Here is an 18,343-nt window from a genome sequence, read left to right as displayed (position 1 = left end):
TACCTTTTTTTAATACCAAATTTTTCTAACATTTTCAGTTGACAAATACATTCGTCCTCTATATTGTATTAAGTGTATTACATACAGTAGTACACTTAATACATATGAGGAAGGAGACATTGCTCTTGCATATTCAACTTGACCCAAGAAGCAACACTCCGATATGGGAACAAATTGTTCAAAATATAAAAGAACTCGTATTGAAAAACATGTTGGCTCCAAGTGATAAACTTCCTTCTGTACGCGAACTCGCTTCTTTACTCGTTATAAATCCAAATACAGTGAGTAAAGCGTATCAAGAGTTAGAGCGACAAGGAATTATTGAAACGTTACGAGGAAAAGGAACATTTGTATCCCAATCGATTACCCCAACATTAGACGAAAGGAAAATCGCTATGGTTGAAAAGCAATTTCATCAATTACTATTAGAAGCCTCTTATCTTGGTATTACGAAAGATAAAATTCATGATTGGATAGATTCATACTATAAAGAGATTGGAGGGAATACGGATGTTGAAAGTGACAAGCTTGAAGAAAACAATTGATAATCAAACAATTTTAGACGATGTTTCTTTCACATTGCAAAGAGGGAGTATCATCGGATTACTCGGAAGAAACGGCGCGGGAAAAACAACTTTATTGCGAACGATGGTCGGCATTTTGGACCCAGACGAGGGAACTGTTACATATGAGGATATCGACATCCATAAAAATCCTGAAACGAAACAAAAAATCGTATATGTTCCTGATTCTACTAATATACTGAACGGCTATACGATAAAAGAAATCGTAAAGTTTTATAAAGAAGTTTATACCGCATTTGATGAAACACATTTCTATGAACTGTTAGAACGTTTTAACTTACCAAACAAACGAATTCGTAGCTATTCAAAAGGCATGAAAGCACTGCTCGCCATCATTTTAGCCGTTTCTACAAAGGCAGAATATATCATTTTAGATGAACCGACAAATGGACTTGATCCTATCGTGAAAAGGAAAATTTTACAGTTTCTCGTTGGAGAAGTTGCAGAAAAAGAGATTACCATTTTCATCTCCACTCACCATTTAGATGAAGTAGAACAAATTGCAGATACAATTATTATATTAAAAGGCCATACCATCTCGTCTATTACATCACTAGACGATGCAAAATCACGATTTGCTAAAATACAAGTTGCTTATGAACGTTCACTACCTCAAAAACTAGAAAACTTAAGCAATATTAAAATATTAAATCAAACAGGAAAAGTATATACAATCTTAATCGAAGGAAATGTGGCTACAACACTGGAGAAGTTTTACAAAGAGCAACCTATACTTATTGAAGAATTAACAATGTCACTTGAAGATGTCTTCGTTACGACACTGGAGGAGGATGGGTATGTTTCATAAAGCGTTGTGGATGTGGAATTGGAAGCGTGGGAAATATGCTGCGTTACTTTTTCTCTTCAGTTCACTTTATTTTTTATCTTTCGAATACTATCAAGAAGCAGAAACTCAACAGTCTCTCTTTCTCCATCCAGAAAAAATAGGTGAAGAAAAGTTCTACTATCATTATTCTTTTTATTCTTCTAATAGCTTTTGGTTAGGTATTATTACAATTATCCTATCCTGTATATTAATTGGCTGGGAGCGAAGTAATCAAAATGGAGATTCACTTATGACATTTCCATTTAAAAGACGTGATATGTTCTTATCGAAATGGGTTTTCGGTGGATTTTTCATTGTACTATCATTTCTAATCAATTGGGGTCTTATGTATTTTATTTATAAATCTACGATTCACTTTGAATATCAATCTTTCGAACCATTTCACCGATATTTCCTGTACGCAATTTTCACATATATCGCTATCTATACTGTCTCTTTATGTATAGGTACATTTACTGGCAGTATTATTTCACAAAGCATCTTCAGCATTACTTTTTGCATAATGGGAATGGGAATCTTTTCACTCTTACTCCTTTTCTTTACAGCTCACGCTGAGGCAATACAGGGGAATAAAAGTTATACGAATTTCGAAAACATTTATAAATTCAATAAAAAGACCAACATTTCAAGCGCTATATTAGACTTTTCAATTAGTTATAATTACCACCCTACTGTCCAATCAGATGAAGATCATGGAAAAGTAATACAAAGGGGACCCACTTTTCATAGTTACTACTCTGCAAAAGTAATACTTGTTCCTATCTTCTATACTATTTCCAGCTTACTAATTGGTATGTTTCTTTATGCACGATCACCTAATGAACATAATAAGAAAATTTTCCTTTTTCCAAAATACAACTCACTCTGGATGTGGGGTACTACCTTTTATTTTGCATTAATAGGTGGGCAAATGTTAAAACGTTTTGATTTATTATTTAGTTACTATGTTGGATTCTTTTTATTTGGAATCGTCACTTATTTTATATTATCACGTCTTACAAACTATAAAGTTTTTTAAAGGAGAGATCCTATGTTTCAAAAAGCATTATGGGTGCATACCTACAAACAAAGTAAATATATTGTTTGGCTATTTTGGTTAGTAAGTTTTTATGTACTATCATATAAATACTATTTAGCAGCTGCCGAGCAATTAAAATATTTTCATGAACATAATGAATGGAAATATATATACCGATATAATTATCAACTTTCACTTCCCGATGCTATTATGGTTCAAGGAGGACTCCTTATTATATTAGCCTGTATTCTTATTGGATGGGAACGTCAAAATCAATCAAGTGACATTTTATGGTCTATGCCATTTAAACGAACACATCTCTTCATAACGAAATGGCTTTTTGGTGTGTGTAATATTGTAGCTATCGTTATACTAAATTGGGGACTTTTTGCTATTATGAAAAAGACAACCTTTCATAATAAGTATCAAATATTTTCACCATTTCATACTTACTTCTTATACATGGTTATTATCTTAATTGCTATATATACACTTGCATTATGCATAGGAACAATTGCTGGTAATATGATTTCACAAGGATTTTTCAGTGTTGCTATACTTGGATTCCCTTTTATTTTGCCGACTCTAATTGCCGGGGCTATTTCTATTCATACGGTTGGACTTATTTCCAATCATCCCGTCTATACGGAGGAAAATGTAGATCGTTACGGTTCAGTAATAGAAAAAGTGAGTATTTTAGCGCCAGTTCGCGGATTCAATATTAATTTTAATTACGATCCTCAACGTGCTTATACTGATCAACAAGGCGTACGTCATGATGAACCTAATTTTACGTATATTCCTTCAGCAACAAAACTTATCGGTCCAATCGTAAATATACTTATTCTATTACCTTTAGGAATGTACTTATATACAAGATCACCTAATGAACAAAACGGAAACTTTCTATTATATCCGAAGCTTAAAACACTATGTATGATATGTTGTGTAACCTTTATTGGAATGTTTGGAGGAATGGCAGCGGGCGGAAGTCATTCTATCGTAAATTATTATATTGGTTTTATAGGGACCAGTACGATAGTCTATCTACTATTATCTCGCTTATTAAAATTCAAATTTTCTTGGCGTGTGAAATAACCTCCTTTTAAAGGAGGTTATTTCACATTCTCTCTCCTATCCCCATACACCATCTCTTCTTTCATCCCAAATCCATCACCATTTTGCACAATTTGCTCTGTCGGTGCAACTACACTTTCAGCAATTTTCCATTCCCCACGCTCTTTCACAAATACTTGTAGAAAATAGTTCATGCCATCTAGTTGATATGCATTTTCTTTTTTCACATTATAGTGAATCGCAATGTAGTACACTTGAATGTTTTCTTTTCCTGTTTTTGATACGTATTGCGATAATCTCGGTATATAGAGGGCCGCTTTCTGAAAAGGTAGTTGTTTCGCTTTAACAAGCGATGAACTTGTTACATTACGTAATGTGTCCTGATTACGAATATTATCGCTATGGTGGAATAATACTGCGTTTTGCATAGAACGAACCCATAATTTCGAATATAAGACTGTATTATCGGTTTCAATGTACTTCACTTCTTTTCGTACCACTTGGATAGGCGTATCTGCGTACGTAAATGTTTGAAAATAGAAAAAACCACCAAATAAAATGGTAAGTGCAGCAATATATTTCATAATCTTTCCTCCGATCTTTTAATTAAAGTATCGGAGTTTCAAAATATTTTTATTCAAAAGAAAAAGGATAGGAATGCTTTCGCTTCCTATCCTCATTTATTATAATACGCGGCCAAATAGTTCTAAGACCATTTCTATTTCTTGGTCGCTCCAACCTTTAAATCTCTCTTTATAATATTCTTTACGCACAGCTTCAAGTTTTTCAGTTACTTCTCTTCCGTGCTCTGTAATTTCTAAATACACGATTCGACGATCTGAATTAGAACGTTTTCTTTCTACTAATCCTTTTCGTACGAGACGATCTGTAACAGCTGTAATATGACTGGAGGTTACGTTTACTTCACTCGCAATTTGCGAAGCCATCTGTGGACTCTTTAAAAATAACGCACGTAATACAGAAAATTCATTATATGGCATATGTTCTGCAAAACGTGTATTAATATCATTTTGTAATAAACGTATCATTTTTCGAAATGATGCAGATAAATCTAAAATCAGCGTTTCTCTTTTTTCGTTCAATAGCCTCGTCCCTTTTTTATCATATTTACACATATTATAATCTATAAATACCTATGTTGTACATGCTTTCTTTCCTCAACATTCTCATTTATGTAACTTTTTTCATATAAATTTCTTTTTTGTTCACACATATACATATAAAAAGGATGGTGATGGAAAATGCAGGGTGGAATGAATCCTTATTTACACAACGTACGCACAGCTAATACTGGTAAAGAAGCTACTATTACTGTACAAGGCGAAGGCGTTGTCAAAGCAAAACCGAATGTTGTTATATTAACGCTTGGCATTCGAACAGATGATAAAAATGTAAAACAGGCTCAAGAAGAAAATGCAGTGCAATCCAAACAATTGCTGGATGCACTTAAACAGCTTGGTATTGCCGATAAAGATATAGAAACGATTTCTTATACAATTACTCCTCAATACGAATATGTAAATGATAAAGCATTGCTACAAGGATACCGCGTGGAGCATTTGTATGAAATTACCGTTTTAAATGTACAAAAAGCTGGGGAAGTATATGATATAGCCGTTTCAAATGGCGCAAATGTAGCAAAAGGTTTACGTTTCCGAGTATCTCATCCAAATAAATATTATGAGCAAGCTCTCATTCAAGCTCTGCACCAAGCAGTAGAAAAAGCTCGTGCTATTGCGAGTACATATAATTTAAATATTAATCCTGTTCCCCTCTCATTCGTTGAAGAATCTGCCCAATTACCACGGGAGGTTACGTCTTATGCTACTTTACATGCGCAAGCAGCCCCGCCCATTCAATCGGGTGAATTAGAAATCATTTCATCCATACGGGCTATTTTTACGTATTTATAACGAATTCTCTTTACAAGTAAACGTTATCATTTTACTTGTTGTAAAAACATGATGTTCTGATATAATAAAGAACGGTGAGCTCTTACAAAAGAGATATCACGGGTGGGAGAGGGATATGAAAAAGAAGGTTTAACATGAAAGGAATACTTGAAAGAACATTTAAATTAGGTTTACACGAAACATCACCAAAACAAGAAGTTTTAGCTGGAGTTACGTCATTTTTCACAATCGTATATATTATGATTGTAAATGCGTCAATCTTATCAGATGCTGGTATTCCTCTTGAAGCTGGAATTTTAGCAACTGTTTTTAGTTCATTTGTCGGATGTCTACTCATGGCATTTTGGGCAAATGCACCTGCTATTCTTGTCCCGGGTATGGGTGTAAATGCATTCTTCACGTACACAGCTGTGCATACGCTTGGACTAACTTGGCAAGAAGCATTGGCTGCTGTCTTTATCTCTGGTATTATTTTTGCAATTGCCGCTTTTACACCAATCGCTCGCGTGCTATCAGTATCAATTCCAAAGTCATTAAAGGAAGCGATTACTGTCGGCATCGGATTATTTTTAGCGTTTATCGGATTGCAAAAAGGTGGTTTAGTCGTTTCGAACCCAAATACCGCTGTGGCAATGGGGAAATTAAGTAATCCTGTCGTTCTTGCGACATTACTTACTCTTATCATTGCACTTGTATTATTTATTCGTAACGTACGTGGAAACTTTTTATGGACGATTGCACTAGGAACTGGTATCGCCTGGCTATTTGGTCTTGTGGATACGAGTCAAGTGGGAAATAGTTCATTCTCATTCGCTAATTACGGTGATGTGTTTGGAGCTATGTCATTTGGGAAACTTTCTTCCTTACCATTTTGGATTGCAACATTCTCTTTAAGCATGGTGCTTATCTTTGAGAACATGGGACTTCTGCACGGTTTATTAGAAGATGATCGTAAATTCCCACGTGCTTACCAAGCCAATGCAATTTCAGCAATGACATGTGGTCTATTTGGCACAAGTCCTACCGTTTCAACAGTAGAAAGTGCCGCAGGTATTACTGCAGGTGGTAAGACAGGTCTGACGTCTATCGTTACTGGGTTGCTATTCTTTGCATCACTGTTTGCTCTTCCATTTGTCAAATTAATTCCTGATAGTGCCATTGCACCAATCTTAATTATTATTGGCGGTCTGATGATTACAAGCATTCAACAAATTCCTCTGAATGACTTTTCAGAAGGATTTCCAGCATTCTTAATTATCGTTATGATCCCGCTCACATATAGTATCGCTGATGGCATTGCGTTCGGATTTATTGCTTACCCTATCTTAAAAGTTGCTCTTGGAAAGCGTAAAGAAGTCGCACCATCTATGTATATCATTACATGCTTATTCTTAGCTATGTTTGTATTACATGCTATTGGTTAAAAAAAACACCGAGGAAATCCTCGGTGTTTTTTTACTTAAACCATCCTTTTTTATAAAACCAGGCCATCATTCCGCCGCCAATTAGTGCCATGATAAGTAGACAAATAAAATAACTATATTGTCCACCAAGCTCTGGCATATGCGTAAAGTTCATTCCATATACTCCCGCAATAAATGTTAATGGCATGAAAATAGTCGAGAATACAGTTAATGTTTTCATAATGTTATTCATATGATGTGAGTTTAATGAAAAATAACTATCCCGAATATCTGCTGTTAACTCTCGGCTTGCCTCAATCATTTCTGTTAGTTTAAGCAAATGATCATGTATATCTTTAAAGTAAATTTCATGATCGCTTATACCGTAAAAACGAGTCGAATTTAAAATACGATATAATAAATCACGCATCGGAATGATTGTACGCCTTAGCTTTGATAAATCTGTACGTATATCAAATACCTCTTCTAATACACTTCCTGCTGTCTCCCCCGTTAAATTATCATCAATTGCATTTAAATGATCCTCAATGTAATATACAGGCGCAAAATAGTCATCTACAATTTGGTCGATAATTGTATGAGCTACGTGTAAAGGACTATTTTTAATACGCTTCTTTTCTCCAAGTGTTTTCCATACTCTTTCGATTGCATTGTTATGAGAAAAGTGGAAAGAAACAATATAACGATCACTAATAAATAAATCGATTTCGTGCGGTTCTAGTCCATCTTCCCCAAATGCATGAAGTACTAAAAAGTTATATCCATCATAAAAATCAACTTTTGGCCTCTGTACATATTCTATACAGTCTTCAATTGCAAGGGGATGGAACTTAAAATGGTCTTGCAGAATATATGTATACTCTTCTTTCGTTGGCTTATATAAATCTAGCCAATACCATACAATATGGTCTTTCTTTGTTTCTTCTAGAGAAACATCATATAATACTTCATCTGTTTTTGTTACTGCACAAATTCTAATCATAATTTCACCCATTATTATTATAAACAAAAAATAGTAAAAAAAGCCAAGGAGAAATCTCCTCAGCTTTTTTTTATTACTTCGTTACGATACCGTGTACTAAAGTTGGTGCATCTACGTGTTCTTTAGAGATCTTCATGTTCTCATAAATTTTCGCTTTTACATCTTCAACATTTTCGCGGTTTGCGTAAATTGTAACGAGAGATTCACCTTGCTTCACGCTATCGCCTACTTTTTTGCGCAGCATTAGACCAACTGCTAAATCAATTTCAGACTCTTTCGTTGCACGTCCTGCTCCTAAAAGCATTGCTGCTGTTCCGATTTCGTCTGCAACGATTTCTGATACATATCCGTCTTCTTTCGCTTCCACTTCAATTTTAAATTGTGCTTGTGGCAATTTAGAAGGGTCATCAACAACAGATGCGTCGCCGCCTTGCGCTGATAAGAACGTTTTAAATGATTCTAGCGCTTTTCCGTTGTTCATTACTTCAATTAGCTTTTCACGTGCATCTTCTAAAGATGAAGCTTGTCCAGCAAGGTACACCATTTGACTTCCAAGTGTTAAACATAGCTCTTCTAAATCTTTCGGCCCTTTACCTTGTAATGTATCAATTGCTTCTTGAACTTCTAATGCGTTACCGATAGCTTCACCGAGTGGTTGACTCATATCAGAAATAACTGCCATCGTGTTACGACCAACGTTATTACCGATACGTACCATTGCTTCTGCTAAACGTTTTGCATCTTCATCCGTTTTCATAAATGCACCTGCTCCAGTTTTTACATCAAGAACAATTGCATCTGCACCAGCAGCAATTTTTTTACTCATAATCGAACTTGCAATAAGCGGAATTGAGTTTACTGTTGCTGTTACATCACGAAGTGCATATAGCTTTTTATCAGCAGGTGTTAAGTTACCACTTTGACCGATAACAGCGATTTTGTTTTCATTTACAAGACGCATGAATTCATCGTTTTCAATTTCCACATGGAATCCTGGGACTGCTTCTAATTTATCAATTGTACCACCAGTATGTCCTAAACCGCGTCCAGACATTTTCGCTACTGGTACATCTAAAGCAGCTACTAATGGACCTAATACAAGTGTCGTTGTATCACCAACACCACCTGTTGAATGCTTATCTACTTTTACACCTTCAATAGCTGATAAGTCGATTGTATCACCGCTATTTACCATTGCCATCGTTAAATCAGCACGCTCTTGATCGTTCATATCTTGGAAGAAAATTGCCATTGCAAGTGAACTTACTTGATAATCAGGAATATCACCATTCGTATATCCTTCAACAATAAAGTTAATTTCTTCTGTCGTTAATGCATGTCCGTCACGTTTTTTTGCAATTAGGTCCACCATTCTCATTGTGAAGTCACCCCTTCATTTGTTTTACGATTGCTTTTACTAATGCTAAGAAGTTAGCTTTAACACGTTCTGTCGTTTCAATTACTTCATCGTGGTGAAGTGGTTGATCTAAAATACCAGCTGCCATATTTGAAATACAAGAAATACCTAACACTTTCATACCAGCATGACGCGCTACAATTACTTCAGGTACTGTTGACATACCAACTGCATCTCCGCCAAGTGTACGAAGCATACGAATTTCAGCAGGTGTTTCATATACAGGACCTGTCATTCCTACGTATACACCTTCTTGTACTTTAATATTTAAGTCTGCTGCAACTTGTTTCGCCATTTCGCGAAGTTCTACCGTATATGACGTAGACATATCAGGGAAACGTACGCCCATTTCAGAATCATTTGGTCCGATTAATGGATTCGTACCCATGAAGTTAATGTGGTCTGAAATTAACATAAGATCGCCTGGCTCAAATGATGTATTTACACCACCAGCTGCGTTTGTTACAACAACCGTTTCTACACCTAGTTCTTTCATAACACGAACTGGGAATGTTACTTTTTGCATGTCGTATCCTTCATAGAAGTGGAAACGTCCTTGCATTGCTACTACTGTTACACCTTGAAGTGTACCAAATACTAGTTGACCTGCATGGCCTTCTACAGTTGATACTGGGAATTCAGGGATTTCACTGTAAGGTACTGTTACTGCGTTCTCAATTTCGTCTGCTAATACACCTAGTCCTGATCCAAGGATTAGTCCTACTTGTGGTGTCTCTTGAAATTTCTCTTTTAAGTATGAAGCTGATTTTGTAATAAGTTCACGATTCATTTGTTTATCCCCCTATTTCTTTAGCTCGTTTAAGAAGCTTGTTCCGTATTCTGGCATTTTCACACCGAAGTTTTCTGCTACTGTTGCACCAATATCAGCAAATGTTTGACGAAGTGGTAACTCTTGTCCGCCTTCTTTCATGCTTGGGCTATATGCTAATAATGGTACATATTCACGCGTATGGTCAGTACCAGGGTGAATTGGATCATTACCGTGGTCTGCTGTAATTAATAATAAATCATCTTCTTTTAGTTTTGCGAATACTTCTGGAAGACGTGCATCATATTCTTGCAGAGCTTCTCCGTATCCTTGTGGATCACGGCGGTGGCCGAATAATGCATCAAAGTCAACTAAGTTTAAGAAGCTAAGACCTGTAAAGTCCATATTTAATGTATCTACAAGCTTATCCATTCCATCCATGTTAGACTTCGTACGAAGTGATTCCGTTACCCCTTCGCCATCATAAATATCAGAGATTTTACCGATAGCAATTACATCGTAGTCACTATCTTTTAATTCATTCATTACTGTACGGCCGAATGGTTTTAGTGCATAGTCATGACGGTTTGGTGTACGTGTAAAGTTTCCAGGTTCACCAACGAATGGACGAGCAATAACACGACCTACCATGTATTTCTCATCTAATGTTAATTCACGTGCAATTTTACAGATTTTATATAACTCATCAAGTGGCACTACTTCTTCGTGTGCTGCAATTTGCAATACGCTATCAGCAGAAGTATAAACGATTAAAGAGCCTGTTTCCATTTGCTCTTGACCAAGTTCATCAAGAATCTCAGTTCCTGAAGCTGGCTTATTACCGATAATTTTACGGCCTGTTTTTTCTTCTAATTCATCAAGTAATTCTTTCGGGAATCCTTCCGGGAACACTTGGAATGGTGTATCAATGTAAAGGCCCATGATTTCCCAGTGACCTGTCATTGTATCTTTACCAGTAGATTTCTCTTGCATTTTTGTGTAATATCCAAGTGGTTTCTCTACTTTAGAGATACCTTTCATTTCTCGAATGTTACCAAGACCTAATTTCACCATGTTAGGCATTTGTAACCCATTCATATGTTCAGCAATGTGACCAATTGTGTCAGATCCTAAATCACCAAATTGCTCAGCATCTGGTGCTTCACCGATTCCCACAGAGTCCATTACGACTAGGAATATACGTTTATATTTATTCATAACTGCGACCTCCTATAAGTTCAGTTCTACTTCTTGTAGTATGTTCAAAACGCTATAAAGTGAAACTGTTATCCAAAAGAATTCTCATTGTCAAACAGTACTTCTTTAAATCATTTTCTAACCTATTTCGTTTACTTGAAACGATTCAAAAACATTTCTAGTTTTTTCTAAGTCAGATGTCAGACATCTGATACTGATATCATAACATGTTTACGCTTTCTTTTTAATACATTTTCGTAGAATTTCTCATTTTCTTCACACTTCTATTGTAATCCATTCTGCAACGAAGTGCTAATTTTTTTATGATTTATTTCTTCATATTAAAAATAAAAAGTAGCTCTAAAGAGCTACTTTTTATTTTACTTCTATTGTTTCTTCTTTATGTTCATGCAATTCGCCTTTTCTTACATGTACTTTCACTTTGTAAGCACCGTTCTCTTTGAAAGTATGTTTCGTTTCATACTCTCCTTTATTCCCTTCTTTCGCTGGAATAAATTCGTGTTTTTCAACACCATCTTTCCAAATCTCTAGTTGTACTTCAGCACCAGTTAATGCTTCTTCTTTTTGCTTTAAATGAACTTTCATTGTAGATTCAGCATTTGCCTTTATGTCTCCAGCCATAAGATGGATCATTGTGTCACTTTTATGATCTCCATGCCCTGCACTGTGGTCACTATTTTCTTTTTTCGCATCTTCTACTTTCGCATTTCCTACAGCAACTTTATGTTCTGGCATAACGTGCATATCACGTGCATTTGTATGAGGAATAATATGATATACTCCGTCAGTTTCAAATGTTTTCTCTACTGCATAAACACCTTTTCCTTTATGCTTACCATCTAACATCTCGTGCTTCTCGTCGCCATCTTTCCAAATTTCAAACTTTACATCATCGGCATCGGTTACTCTTTCTTTTCCTTGTGTAACAAGTGCTTGTACTTCTGTTTTTTCACCAGGTTTAATTTCTTTCGGATTCGTTTGAATTGCTACGTTTACACTTTCAAGTTTCTTTTCTTTTTTCGGTTCTTCTTTGTTTGTATTACAGCCAGCCAACGCTAGCATCGCGATAAATAAAGTTATAATCAGTTTTTTCATCATCATTTCCTCCTTTATACTCTATTTAGTATAGAGGAAATACATTGTAATATTCCAGTCTTCTGCTGAAAACAATATACGAAATGTTTGTGAAGTTTCTGTGAAGCGGTCTTCCCCTCTTAATCTATGAAAAAAGAGCATAGTAACTATGCTCTCGGATGAAACTGTTTATATACATCTTTTAATCTAGTTTTTGAAACGTGCGTATAGATTTGAGTCGTTGAAATATCTGCATGTCCAAGCATTTCTTGTACAGCACGTAAATCTGCTCCATTTTCTAATAAGTGCGTAGCAAACGAGTGACGCAACGTATGAGGTGTAAGCTCTTTTTCAATATTTGCTTCTTTCGCTAATCGTTTTAATATTTTCCAAAATCCTTGTCTTGATAAACGATTACCATGATGGTTTAAAAAGAGTGCATCTACTACTTTTTTCCCCATTAATTCTCTTCTTCCTTTTTCAATATACTTTTGAATCGCTTCCGTTGCTAAACTTCCTAGTGGAATAATTCTTTCTTTATTCCCTTTCCCTATGCAACGAACAAATCCCATCGTTAAATGTACATCTTCTAAATTGAGTGCAATCAATTCTGAAACACGAAGTCCTGTCGCATACAGTAACTCTAGCATCGCCTTATCACGAATCCCAAAAGCACTTGTCATTTTTGGTGTTTGAAGTAACGCCTCTACTTCATCAACTGATAATACTTTTGGTAATTTCCGTTCCCCTTGTGGCGTTTCAATATGTACGGATGGGTCGTGTTCTACCGCTCGTTCACGAAGTAAAAATTGGTGGAACGAACGAATTGATGCGATATGACGCGCCAATGTTTTCGAAGATTTTCCGTTCTCTTTTAAATACTGCAAAAAATTAACAATATGTAAACGGGTCACTTCATGAAAAGTTTTCGTCTGTTCCACATTTTGCAAATACTTTACGTAGCTTTTTAAATCCCGTTCATAAGATACTACTGTATTCTTTGCTAATCCTTTTTCGACAACCATATAATGAATAAAATCTTTTAATTGATCTTCCACTCTACACTACTCCCCATTTTCATAGAAAAACATCATTCTATTTACGAAAGCATCCTTTGCCGGTTCTTCATTCCCTGATACTTTTTCTACAGTCTCTTCTTTAGGTTTTTCATAACGATGATAGCTTTCATATTCTTCATTTATCCATAGTATAGCGAAATAAAACAAAATCGTACAACTTGTAAATAATAAAAATACTTTTATTCCATCAAAAGTTAATTTTAAAGCTCGGCGCATTGTAAATTCCTCCAAAATATAAGTTATTACAACATATGCCAAGCTTTCACCAATTTATACCTTATTCAAATAAAAAACCTCTTCCTAGATAAATAGGAAAAGGTTATTTTTCATCCGTTTCATTTTCTTGACAATTTTTACAAATCCCATGGAATGTTAAACGATGATCTTTCACCTTAAAGCTCCAGTCTCGTTCTACTTTCCTTTCCACTTCACCAAGTAAATCTTCTTGTATTTCTTGTACAGCACCACATTGTGTACAAATCAAATGATGGTGGAAACGCTGCGCACCTTCTTGGCGTAAGTCATAGCGTGAAACACCGTCTCCGAAGTTAATCTTATCGACAACTTTTAACTCAGATAATAGTTCTAAAGTTCGATAGACGGTTGCTAATCCGATCTCTGGCGACTTTTCTTTTACAAGGAGGTAAACATCTTCTGCGCTTAAATGATCTTCTTCATTTTCTAGCAGCACACGAACTGTTGCTTCACGTTGCGGTGTTAATTTGTAGCTCGCTGCATGTAATTGCTTCTTAATTCGTTCAATTCTTTCTTCCATTCGGTACTACTCCCTCCTCGCCACTCTTACACCATTATATCAGAAGAAGGGCTTCTGTCAAAAGAAAAAAACAATAAAAACAAATTGATAATTATTCTCAAAAAGTATTTATTTTTTATTAATAGCCTCAACGACTTCTTTCATTAAAACTGGTGATGCGTAAGCCTCCACACTAGAAGCAAGTGCTAACACCACTCCAATTACGAGAAAGAAGCATGTATAACGGATTAATAATGGTAATAGTGGCTCGGTTATTTTTCTAATAAATTGATGCCTAATCATCCGTAAAGAAAAACTTGCAGCAATAGTTGTCATAACGAGAAAGACTGGAATGATAATTAAATTTTGTGGCAAAACAGATACAAATGCTAATAATAGTCCATTCCATCCATGCTGACTTACTAAAAAACCAACTGTAAATCCAACGACAACTCCTTTTACAAATAATAAAATAAAAATAAGTGGTAATCCAATAATTGAAATCCCTAAAATCCAAATAAATCCGATGTATTTTAATTGCGAAAAGTAACTTTCTCGAAACATTTCGCCCGCAATGGCAAATTCTCCTTTAGAGACTTGTCCAAAAAAACGTTGTAAGTAAAATGATAAATCTTGTTTTTGATTGATTTGTAAACTATTCACCAGAATAGCTCCGAATATTACTCCCATCAATAATAAAACGGCGTTAAATATATATAATGAAGAGTTTTCCTGTATGTGAGACATTACACGGTCTTGCCAATTTTTTCGCCACATTTTTCTTCCCTCCGTTCACACTCTTATTAAAAATGTATGAAAGAAAGAAAAAAGTATGACGAATTAACATTGAAATTCCGCTCTACTTTGCTAAACTAAAAAGTAGAGAATAGGAGGGATTTCTCTTGAAACCATTATTATTAGATTTTCCAACATTATTTCAAACTGAACGCTTGCAAGTTCGTAAACCATTTCCAGGTGATGGTGCAGAAGTATATGAAGCAATCCAAGCTTCTCTAGAAGACTTAGTACCGTGGATACCAATTAACGCTGAAACAGAAGAGAGTGCTGAAGAAATTGTTCGCGAAGCTCACGGACAGTTTTTACTTCGTGAAACACTTGATTTTCACTTATACGATAAAGTATCTGGTACATTCATCGGAGCAATTACACTAAAGCCTGAAAACTGGGATATTCCAAAGTTTTCACTTCACTTCTGGCTACATAGTGCCTATACAAAACAAGGCTATATGACCGAAGCTGTTAAAGGTGCAATTCAGTTCGCCTTTGATAAACTAGGCGCTAGAAGAATTGAAATTCGTACTGATGCAACAAATATAAATGCATGTAGCTTAGCAGAACGTCTAGAATTCATTCTAGAAGGTACAATGGAAAATGATTTCCTAGCACCAGATGGTAGCTTACGTGATGCACGTGTATATGCAAAAATCAATTAAAAAACACTCGCCTTTGGCGAGTGTTTATTTTTGTAGTTGTAAATATTGTACTGCAAACATCGTCTTCGCATCATGAATACGAAGATCTTTCATAAGAGTAATCGCTTCTTCTAACGATACTTCCATTAATTCCACAAACTCATCTTCATCTAACTCAGCTTTATTTTCTTTTTTTGTCAAACCTGTCGCTTTATATACATATAAAATTTCATCTGCGAATCCTGGAGATGTATAGAAAGAAGTAATGAGCTCCATATTTTCACATACATATCCTGTTTCCTCTTCTAATTCACGAACTGCTGTTACCTCAGGTTTTTCACCAGGTTCTAACTTGCCAGCCGGAATTTCTATAATCGCCTTTTCAAGTGCTTTACGATACTGCTCAACAAGCACAATTTTCCCCTCATCAGTAATAGCAATAATAGCAACTGCACCAGGGTGATTTACAATTTCACGTTTACTCATTGCTCCATTTGGTAATACTACATCATCAACACGAACTTTTATAACTCTACCATCAAAAATCGGCTCAGTTTTTACTGTTCTCTCTGCAAGATTACTCATACTACTTCATCTCCCTGTTCTATTTCCTATTCTTTCCTCATACATTTTACCACATTGAAAGGAGCGTGATAGAAATGAAAGTTTATATTTTACCAAATCGCGTCACTTTAGTCGGAAAAGCATGGCAAATTCGCCATAAGCTAAAGCAATATAGCAAAGAGTATACAACTGTACAAGAGTGGATTACAGCAAATAAAGTGAAACATTAATCATGCTTTTACGGGCAGTTAATGCGAAACGGAAAGTAAACGTTTGTCAACCTCTTTTCCCTCTCGTACAATAAAGGTAAGGAGGTTGACCTATGAAAAAACGTCAATTAGGAAACTCAGATTTGTTTGTTACAGAAATGGGCCTTGGCTGTATGTCTCTCGGTACATCTGAAACAGAAGCTATGCATATTATCGATGAAGCAATCGATTTAGGAATTAATTTTTTTGATACAGCAGATTTATATGATTACGGATTAAATGAAGAATTTGTTGGAAAAGCCTTGAAGGGAAGAAGAGACCAAATTGTTCTTACAACGAAAGTTGGAAATCGTTGGACAGAAGAAAAAAATGGCTGGTCTTGGGATCCTTCTAAAGCTTACATAAAAACTGAAGTAAAGGAAAGTTTACGTAGACTTCAAACTGATTATATTGATCTTTACCAACTTCATGGGGGAACGATTGAAGATCCAATAGATGAAACAATTGAAGCTTTTGAAGAATTGAAAAAGGAAGGTATTATTCGCCATTATGGTATTTCTTCTATACGCCCAAATGTCGTTCGTGAGTATGCAAAACGCTCAAACATCGTTAGTGTACTAATGGAATATAGCCTTTTAAATCGTCGTCCAGAAGAATGGTTTCCCCTTCTGAATGAACACCAAATTAGCGTCATTGCCCGCGGGCCACTTGCAAAAGGAATTTTAACTGACAACAATGCAATAAAAATAGAAAGAGTAAAGGACAAGGATTATCTCTCTTATTCTTACGATGAATTACATACAACTCTAGCGAGTGTAAAAGAAACGATTGGAGAACGCTCTTTAACAGGAACAGCTATTCAATATTGCTTACATAATAAGACTGTTGCAGCTGTTATACCTGGTGCAAGCTCGCTTCAACAATTACAGGAAAATATACGAGCTAGCCAACAGTTACCTTTAACGAAAGAAGAATATATACAACTTCAAAAGATTGTTAAATATGACACATATGCTTTGCATCGTTAAAAATATCGAATTACCGATAAACAGAAGACTGTCTCCAGTATTAGGAGACAGTCTTTTTTATAACGTATCATATTTATCAGGATTCGTTCCTACATGTAAATCACGATTCAACGTGTTAATTTGACGTATCTCTTCTTCAGTTAGTGCAAAATCAAAAATAGTAAAGTTTTCTTCAATACGAGATGGTGTAACAGATTTAGGAATTGTAACAATTCCGCTTTGAATATCCCACCTTAATATAACTTGTGCAGGTGTTTTTTCATATTTGTTAGCAATAGCCTGAATGATTGGATGCTGGAATACTTCTCCGCCCCTCATTAACGGACTCCATGCTTCCATTTGAATTTGCTCATCTTGACAATAATTGCGCAACTCAAATTGCGTCAACATCGGATGAAGTTCCACTTGGTTTACCATCGGCTTCACTTTGCAATTTGGTAATAATAGTTCTAAATGATGTTTATGAAAGTTAGAAACACCAATCGCGCGCACTTTACCTTCTTCATACAATTTCTCCAAAGCTCGGTACGTATCAACATACTTCCCTCTTACCGGCCAATGTATTAAATATAAATCTACATAGTCCATTTGTAATTTTTTCAAACTCTTTTCAAACGCCTCGAGTGTCTCCTCATATCCTTGATCGTCGTTCCATACTTTTGTTGTTATAAATATATCTTCTCTTGGAATTCCTGATTCACGTATCGCCTCTCCGACACCGCTTTCATTTTCATATACAGTTGCTGTATCAATCGAACGGTATCCAACTTCTAACGCTGTTTTTACTGCTTGCTTTACTTCGTCTCCTTCTTTCGCTTTATATACGCCTAGACCAATCATCGGCATTTTCACGCCATTATGAAGTGTAGTTGTTGGAATATGCACAGTCGTCTCCCTTTCATTGTTACATTTTTTATAAGCCACAACTTTAT

22 protein-coding genes are annotated in these 18,343 nt (G+C 35.6%); 9 read left to right on the top strand and 13 right to left on the bottom strand.

The window, feature by feature from the left end:
• The first annotated feature begins 125 nt into the window (after positions 1–125).
• From B9A45_RS08990 to B9A45_RS08975, 4 genes are read left to right on the top strand one after another with little or no spacing between them, the layout of a single operon-like run.
• A complete protein-coding gene (locus B9A45_RS08990) occupies positions 126–545 on the top strand; it encodes a GntR family transcriptional regulator (RefSeq protein WP_000548027.1) in 420 nt (139 codons plus the stop codon).
• Positions 511–1,392 (top strand): ABC transporter ATP-binding protein, encoded by an 882-nt coding sequence (locus tag B9A45_RS08985; RefSeq protein WP_000922146.1) that lies wholly within the window; start codon positions 511–513, stop codon positions 1,390–1,392. Before B9A45_RS08990 ends, B9A45_RS08985 begins: the two co-directional genes overlap by 35 nt.
• Positions 1,382–2,449: an ABC transporter permease gene (locus B9A45_RS08980; RefSeq protein ID WP_000468528.1), complete on the top strand. Its 1,068-nt coding sequence runs from the start codon at positions 1,382–1,384 to the stop codon at positions 2,447–2,449. The genes B9A45_RS08985 and B9A45_RS08980 overlap by 11 nt, the downstream gene beginning before the upstream one ends.
• 12 nt (positions 2,450–2,461) lie before the next feature.
• The gene (locus B9A45_RS08975; protein ID WP_000486561.1) at positions 2,462–3,547 is read left to right on the top strand and encodes a hypothetical protein; all 1,086 of its coding nucleotides are present in this window, start codon (positions 2,462–2,464) and stop codon (positions 3,545–3,547) included.
• A gap of 17 nt (positions 3,548–3,564) precedes the next feature.
• Here B9A45_RS08975 and B9A45_RS08970 read toward each other — a convergent pair whose 3' ends face one another.
• A complete protein-coding gene (locus tag B9A45_RS08970; protein WP_016111271.1) occupies positions 3,565–4,110 on the bottom strand; it encodes a hypothetical protein in 546 nt (181 codons plus the stop codon).
• Positions 4,111–4,209: 99 nt separating this feature from the next.
• Positions 4,210–4,629 (bottom strand): MarR family winged helix-turn-helix transcriptional regulator, encoded by a 420-nt coding sequence (locus tag B9A45_RS08965; RefSeq protein WP_001003305.1) that lies wholly within the window; start codon positions 4,627–4,629, stop codon positions 4,210–4,212.
• Positions 4,630–4,788: 159 nt separating this feature from the next.
• Between B9A45_RS08965 and B9A45_RS08960 the strand changes: the two genes are divergently transcribed.
• Together B9A45_RS08960 and B9A45_RS08955 are read left to right on the top strand one after the other, a co-directional pair.
• Complete coding sequence (locus B9A45_RS08960) at positions 4,789–5,460, top strand: SIMPL domain-containing protein (protein WP_001161448.1); 672 nt, start codon at positions 4,789–4,791, stop codon at positions 5,458–5,460.
• A 134-nt stretch (positions 5,461–5,594) separates the two neighbouring features.
• On the top strand, positions 5,595–6,884 hold the full coding sequence (locus B9A45_RS08955) for an NCS2 family permease (protein ID WP_084063991.1): 1,290 nt from the start codon (positions 5,595–5,597) through the stop codon (positions 6,882–6,884).
• 31 nt (positions 6,885–6,915) lie between these two features.
• Here B9A45_RS08955 and corA read toward each other — a convergent pair whose 3' ends face one another.
• The 9 genes from corA to spoIIM all read right to left on the bottom strand — a co-directional run bounded on the left by corA (position 6,916) and on the right by spoIIM (position 14,924).
• Positions 6,916–7,878 carry a magnesium/cobalt transporter CorA gene (gene corA / locus B9A45_RS08950; RefSeq protein ID WP_002005674.1) on the bottom strand — a complete coding sequence of 321 codons (963 nt, stop codon included), beginning with the start codon at positions 7,876–7,878 and terminating at the stop codon, positions 6,916–6,918.
• Between the two features lie 61 nt (positions 7,879–7,939).
• On the bottom strand, positions 7,940–9,244 hold the full coding sequence (locus B9A45_RS08945) for a pyrimidine-nucleoside phosphorylase (protein ID WP_001243069.1): 1,305 nt from the start codon (positions 9,242–9,244) through the stop codon (positions 7,940–7,942).
• A 7-nt stretch (positions 9,245–9,251) separates the two neighbouring features.
• Complete coding sequence (locus B9A45_RS08940; protein ID WP_001078446.1) at positions 9,252–10,073, bottom strand: purine-nucleoside phosphorylase; 822 nt, start codon at positions 10,071–10,073, stop codon at positions 9,252–9,254.
• A gap of 12 nt (positions 10,074–10,085) precedes the next feature.
• Positions 10,086–11,270: a phosphopentomutase gene (gene deoB, locus B9A45_RS08935; RefSeq protein ID WP_001046079.1), complete on the bottom strand. Its 1,185-nt coding sequence runs from the start codon at positions 11,268–11,270 to the stop codon at positions 10,086–10,088.
• 354 nt (positions 11,271–11,624) lie between these two features.
• Positions 11,625–12,368, bottom strand: coding sequence for a FixH family protein (locus B9A45_RS08930; RefSeq protein ID WP_002101286.1), 744 nt, complete (start codon positions 12,366–12,368; stop codon positions 11,625–11,627).
• A gap of 143 nt (positions 12,369–12,511) precedes the next feature.
• The gene (gene xerD / locus B9A45_RS08925; RefSeq protein WP_000390088.1) at positions 12,512–13,402 is read right to left on the bottom strand and encodes a site-specific tyrosine recombinase XerD; all 891 of its coding nucleotides are present in this window, start codon (positions 13,400–13,402) and stop codon (positions 12,512–12,514) included.
• Between the two features lie 6 nt (positions 13,403–13,408).
• Complete coding sequence (locus B9A45_RS08920) at positions 13,409–13,639, bottom strand: YqzK family protein (RefSeq protein ID WP_001250432.1); 231 nt, start codon at positions 13,637–13,639, stop codon at positions 13,409–13,411.
• A gap of 103 nt (positions 13,640–13,742) precedes the next feature.
• On the bottom strand, positions 13,743–14,198 hold the full coding sequence (locus B9A45_RS08915; protein ID WP_000392657.1) for a ferric iron uptake transcriptional regulator: 456 nt from the start codon (positions 14,196–14,198) through the stop codon (positions 13,743–13,745).
• A 108-nt stretch (positions 14,199–14,306) separates the two neighbouring features.
• Positions 14,307–14,924, bottom strand: coding sequence for a stage II sporulation protein M (spoIIM, locus tag B9A45_RS08910; RefSeq protein ID WP_013142149.1), 618 nt, complete (start codon positions 14,922–14,924; stop codon positions 14,307–14,309).
• Positions 14,925–15,079: 155 nt separating this feature from the next.
• Between spoIIM and B9A45_RS08905 the strand changes: the two genes are divergently transcribed.
• Positions 15,080–15,631: a GNAT family N-acetyltransferase gene (locus tag B9A45_RS08905; RefSeq protein ID WP_000803479.1), complete on the top strand. Its 552-nt coding sequence runs from the start codon at positions 15,080–15,082 to the stop codon at positions 15,629–15,631.
• A 24-nt stretch (positions 15,632–15,655) separates the two neighbouring features.
• Here the strand turns inward: B9A45_RS08905 and B9A45_RS08900 are convergent, their stop codons facing one another.
• Positions 15,656–16,195: an NUDIX hydrolase gene (locus B9A45_RS08900; RefSeq protein WP_000067041.1), complete on the bottom strand. Its 540-nt coding sequence runs from the start codon at positions 16,193–16,195 to the stop codon at positions 15,656–15,658.
• 74 nt (positions 16,196–16,269) lie between these two features.
• Here B9A45_RS08900 and mciZ point away from each other — a divergent pair, with 74 nt between their 5' ends.
• Together mciZ and B9A45_RS08890 are read left to right on the top strand one after the other, a co-directional pair.
• Entirely contained in the window at positions 16,270–16,404 is a 135-nt protein-coding gene (gene mciZ, locus B9A45_RS08895; protein ID WP_000870302.1) for a Z-ring formation inhibitor MciZ, read from the top strand.
• A 92-nt stretch (positions 16,405–16,496) separates the two neighbouring features.
• Positions 16,497–17,411: an aldo/keto reductase gene (locus tag B9A45_RS08890; protein ID WP_058840135.1), complete on the top strand. Its 915-nt coding sequence runs from the start codon at positions 16,497–16,499 to the stop codon at positions 17,409–17,411.
• A 57-nt stretch (positions 17,412–17,468) separates the two neighbouring features.
• Here the strand turns inward: B9A45_RS08890 and B9A45_RS08885 are convergent, their stop codons facing one another.
• Positions 17,469–18,296, bottom strand: a complete 828-nt coding sequence (locus B9A45_RS08885; protein WP_000547991.1) for an aldo/keto reductase — start codon at positions 18,294–18,296, stop codon at positions 17,469–17,471.
• Between the last annotated feature and the right edge of the window lie 47 nt (positions 18,297–18,343).

It is taken from the genome of Bacillus sp. JKS001846 (genome assembly GCF_900176455.1).
In the GTDB taxonomy this organism is placed as follows: domain Bacteria; phylum Bacillota; class Bacilli; order Bacillales; family Bacillaceae_G; genus Bacillus_A; species Bacillus_A cereus.
The sequence above is the reverse complement of the archived record's forward strand: the minus strand, read 5'-3'. Positions and strand labels throughout refer to the sequence as shown.

Coding starts and splice junctions, on each gene's coding strand:
- B9A45_RS08985 (WP_000922146.1), top strand. CDS start 511: ATGTTGAAAGTGACAAGCTTGAAGAAAACAATTGATAATCAAACAATT.
- B9A45_RS08980 (WP_000468528.1), top strand. CDS start 1,382: ATGTTTCATAAAGCGTTGTGGATGTGGAATTGGAAGCGTGGGAAATAT.
- B9A45_RS08975 (WP_000486561.1), top strand. CDS start 2,462: ATGTTTCAAAAAGCATTATGGGTGCATACCTACAAACAAAGTAAATAT.
- B9A45_RS08970 (WP_016111271.1), bottom strand. CDS start 4,110: ATGAAATATATTGCTGCACTTACCATTTTATTTGGTGGTTTTTTCTAT.
- B9A45_RS08960 (WP_001161448.1), top strand. CDS start 4,789: ATGCAGGGTGGAATGAATCCTTATTTACACAACGTACGCACAGCTAAT.
- B9A45_RS08955 (WP_084063991.1), top strand. CDS start 5,595: ATGAAAGGAATACTTGAAAGAACATTTAAATTAGGTTTACACGAAACA.
- corA (WP_002005674.1), bottom strand. CDS start 7,878: ATGGGTGAAATTATGATTAGAATTTGTGCAGTAACAAAAACAGATGAA.
- B9A45_RS08945 (WP_001243069.1), bottom strand. CDS start 9,244: ATGAGAATGGTGGACCTAATTGCAAAAAAACGTGACGGACATGCATTA.
- B9A45_RS08940 (WP_001078446.1), bottom strand. CDS start 10,073: ATGAATCGTGAACTTATTACAAAATCAGCTTCATACTTAAAAGAGAAA.
- deoB (WP_001046079.1), bottom strand. CDS start 11,270: ATGAATAAATATAAACGTATATTCCTAGTCGTAATGGACTCTGTGGGA.
- B9A45_RS08930 (WP_002101286.1), bottom strand. CDS start 12,368: ATGATGAAAAAACTGATTATAACTTTATTTATCGCGATGCTAGCGTTG.
- B9A45_RS08920 (WP_001250432.1), bottom strand. CDS start 13,639: ATGCGCCGAGCTTTAAAATTAACTTTTGATGGAATAAAAGTATTTTTA.
- B9A45_RS08915 (WP_000392657.1), bottom strand. CDS start 14,198: ATGGAAGAAAGAATTGAACGAATTAAGAAGCAATTACATGCAGCGAGC.
- spoIIM (WP_013142149.1), bottom strand. CDS start 14,924: ATGTCTCACATACAGGAAAACTCTTCATTATATATATTTAACGCCGTT.
- B9A45_RS08900 (WP_000067041.1), bottom strand. CDS start 16,195: ATGAGTAATCTTGCAGAGAGAACAGTAAAAACTGAGCCGATTTTTGAT.
- mciZ (WP_000870302.1), top strand. CDS start 16,270: ATGAAAGTTTATATTTTACCAAATCGCGTCACTTTAGTCGGAAAAGCA.
- B9A45_RS08890 (WP_058840135.1), top strand. CDS start 16,497: ATGAAAAAACGTCAATTAGGAAACTCAGATTTGTTTGTTACAGAAATG.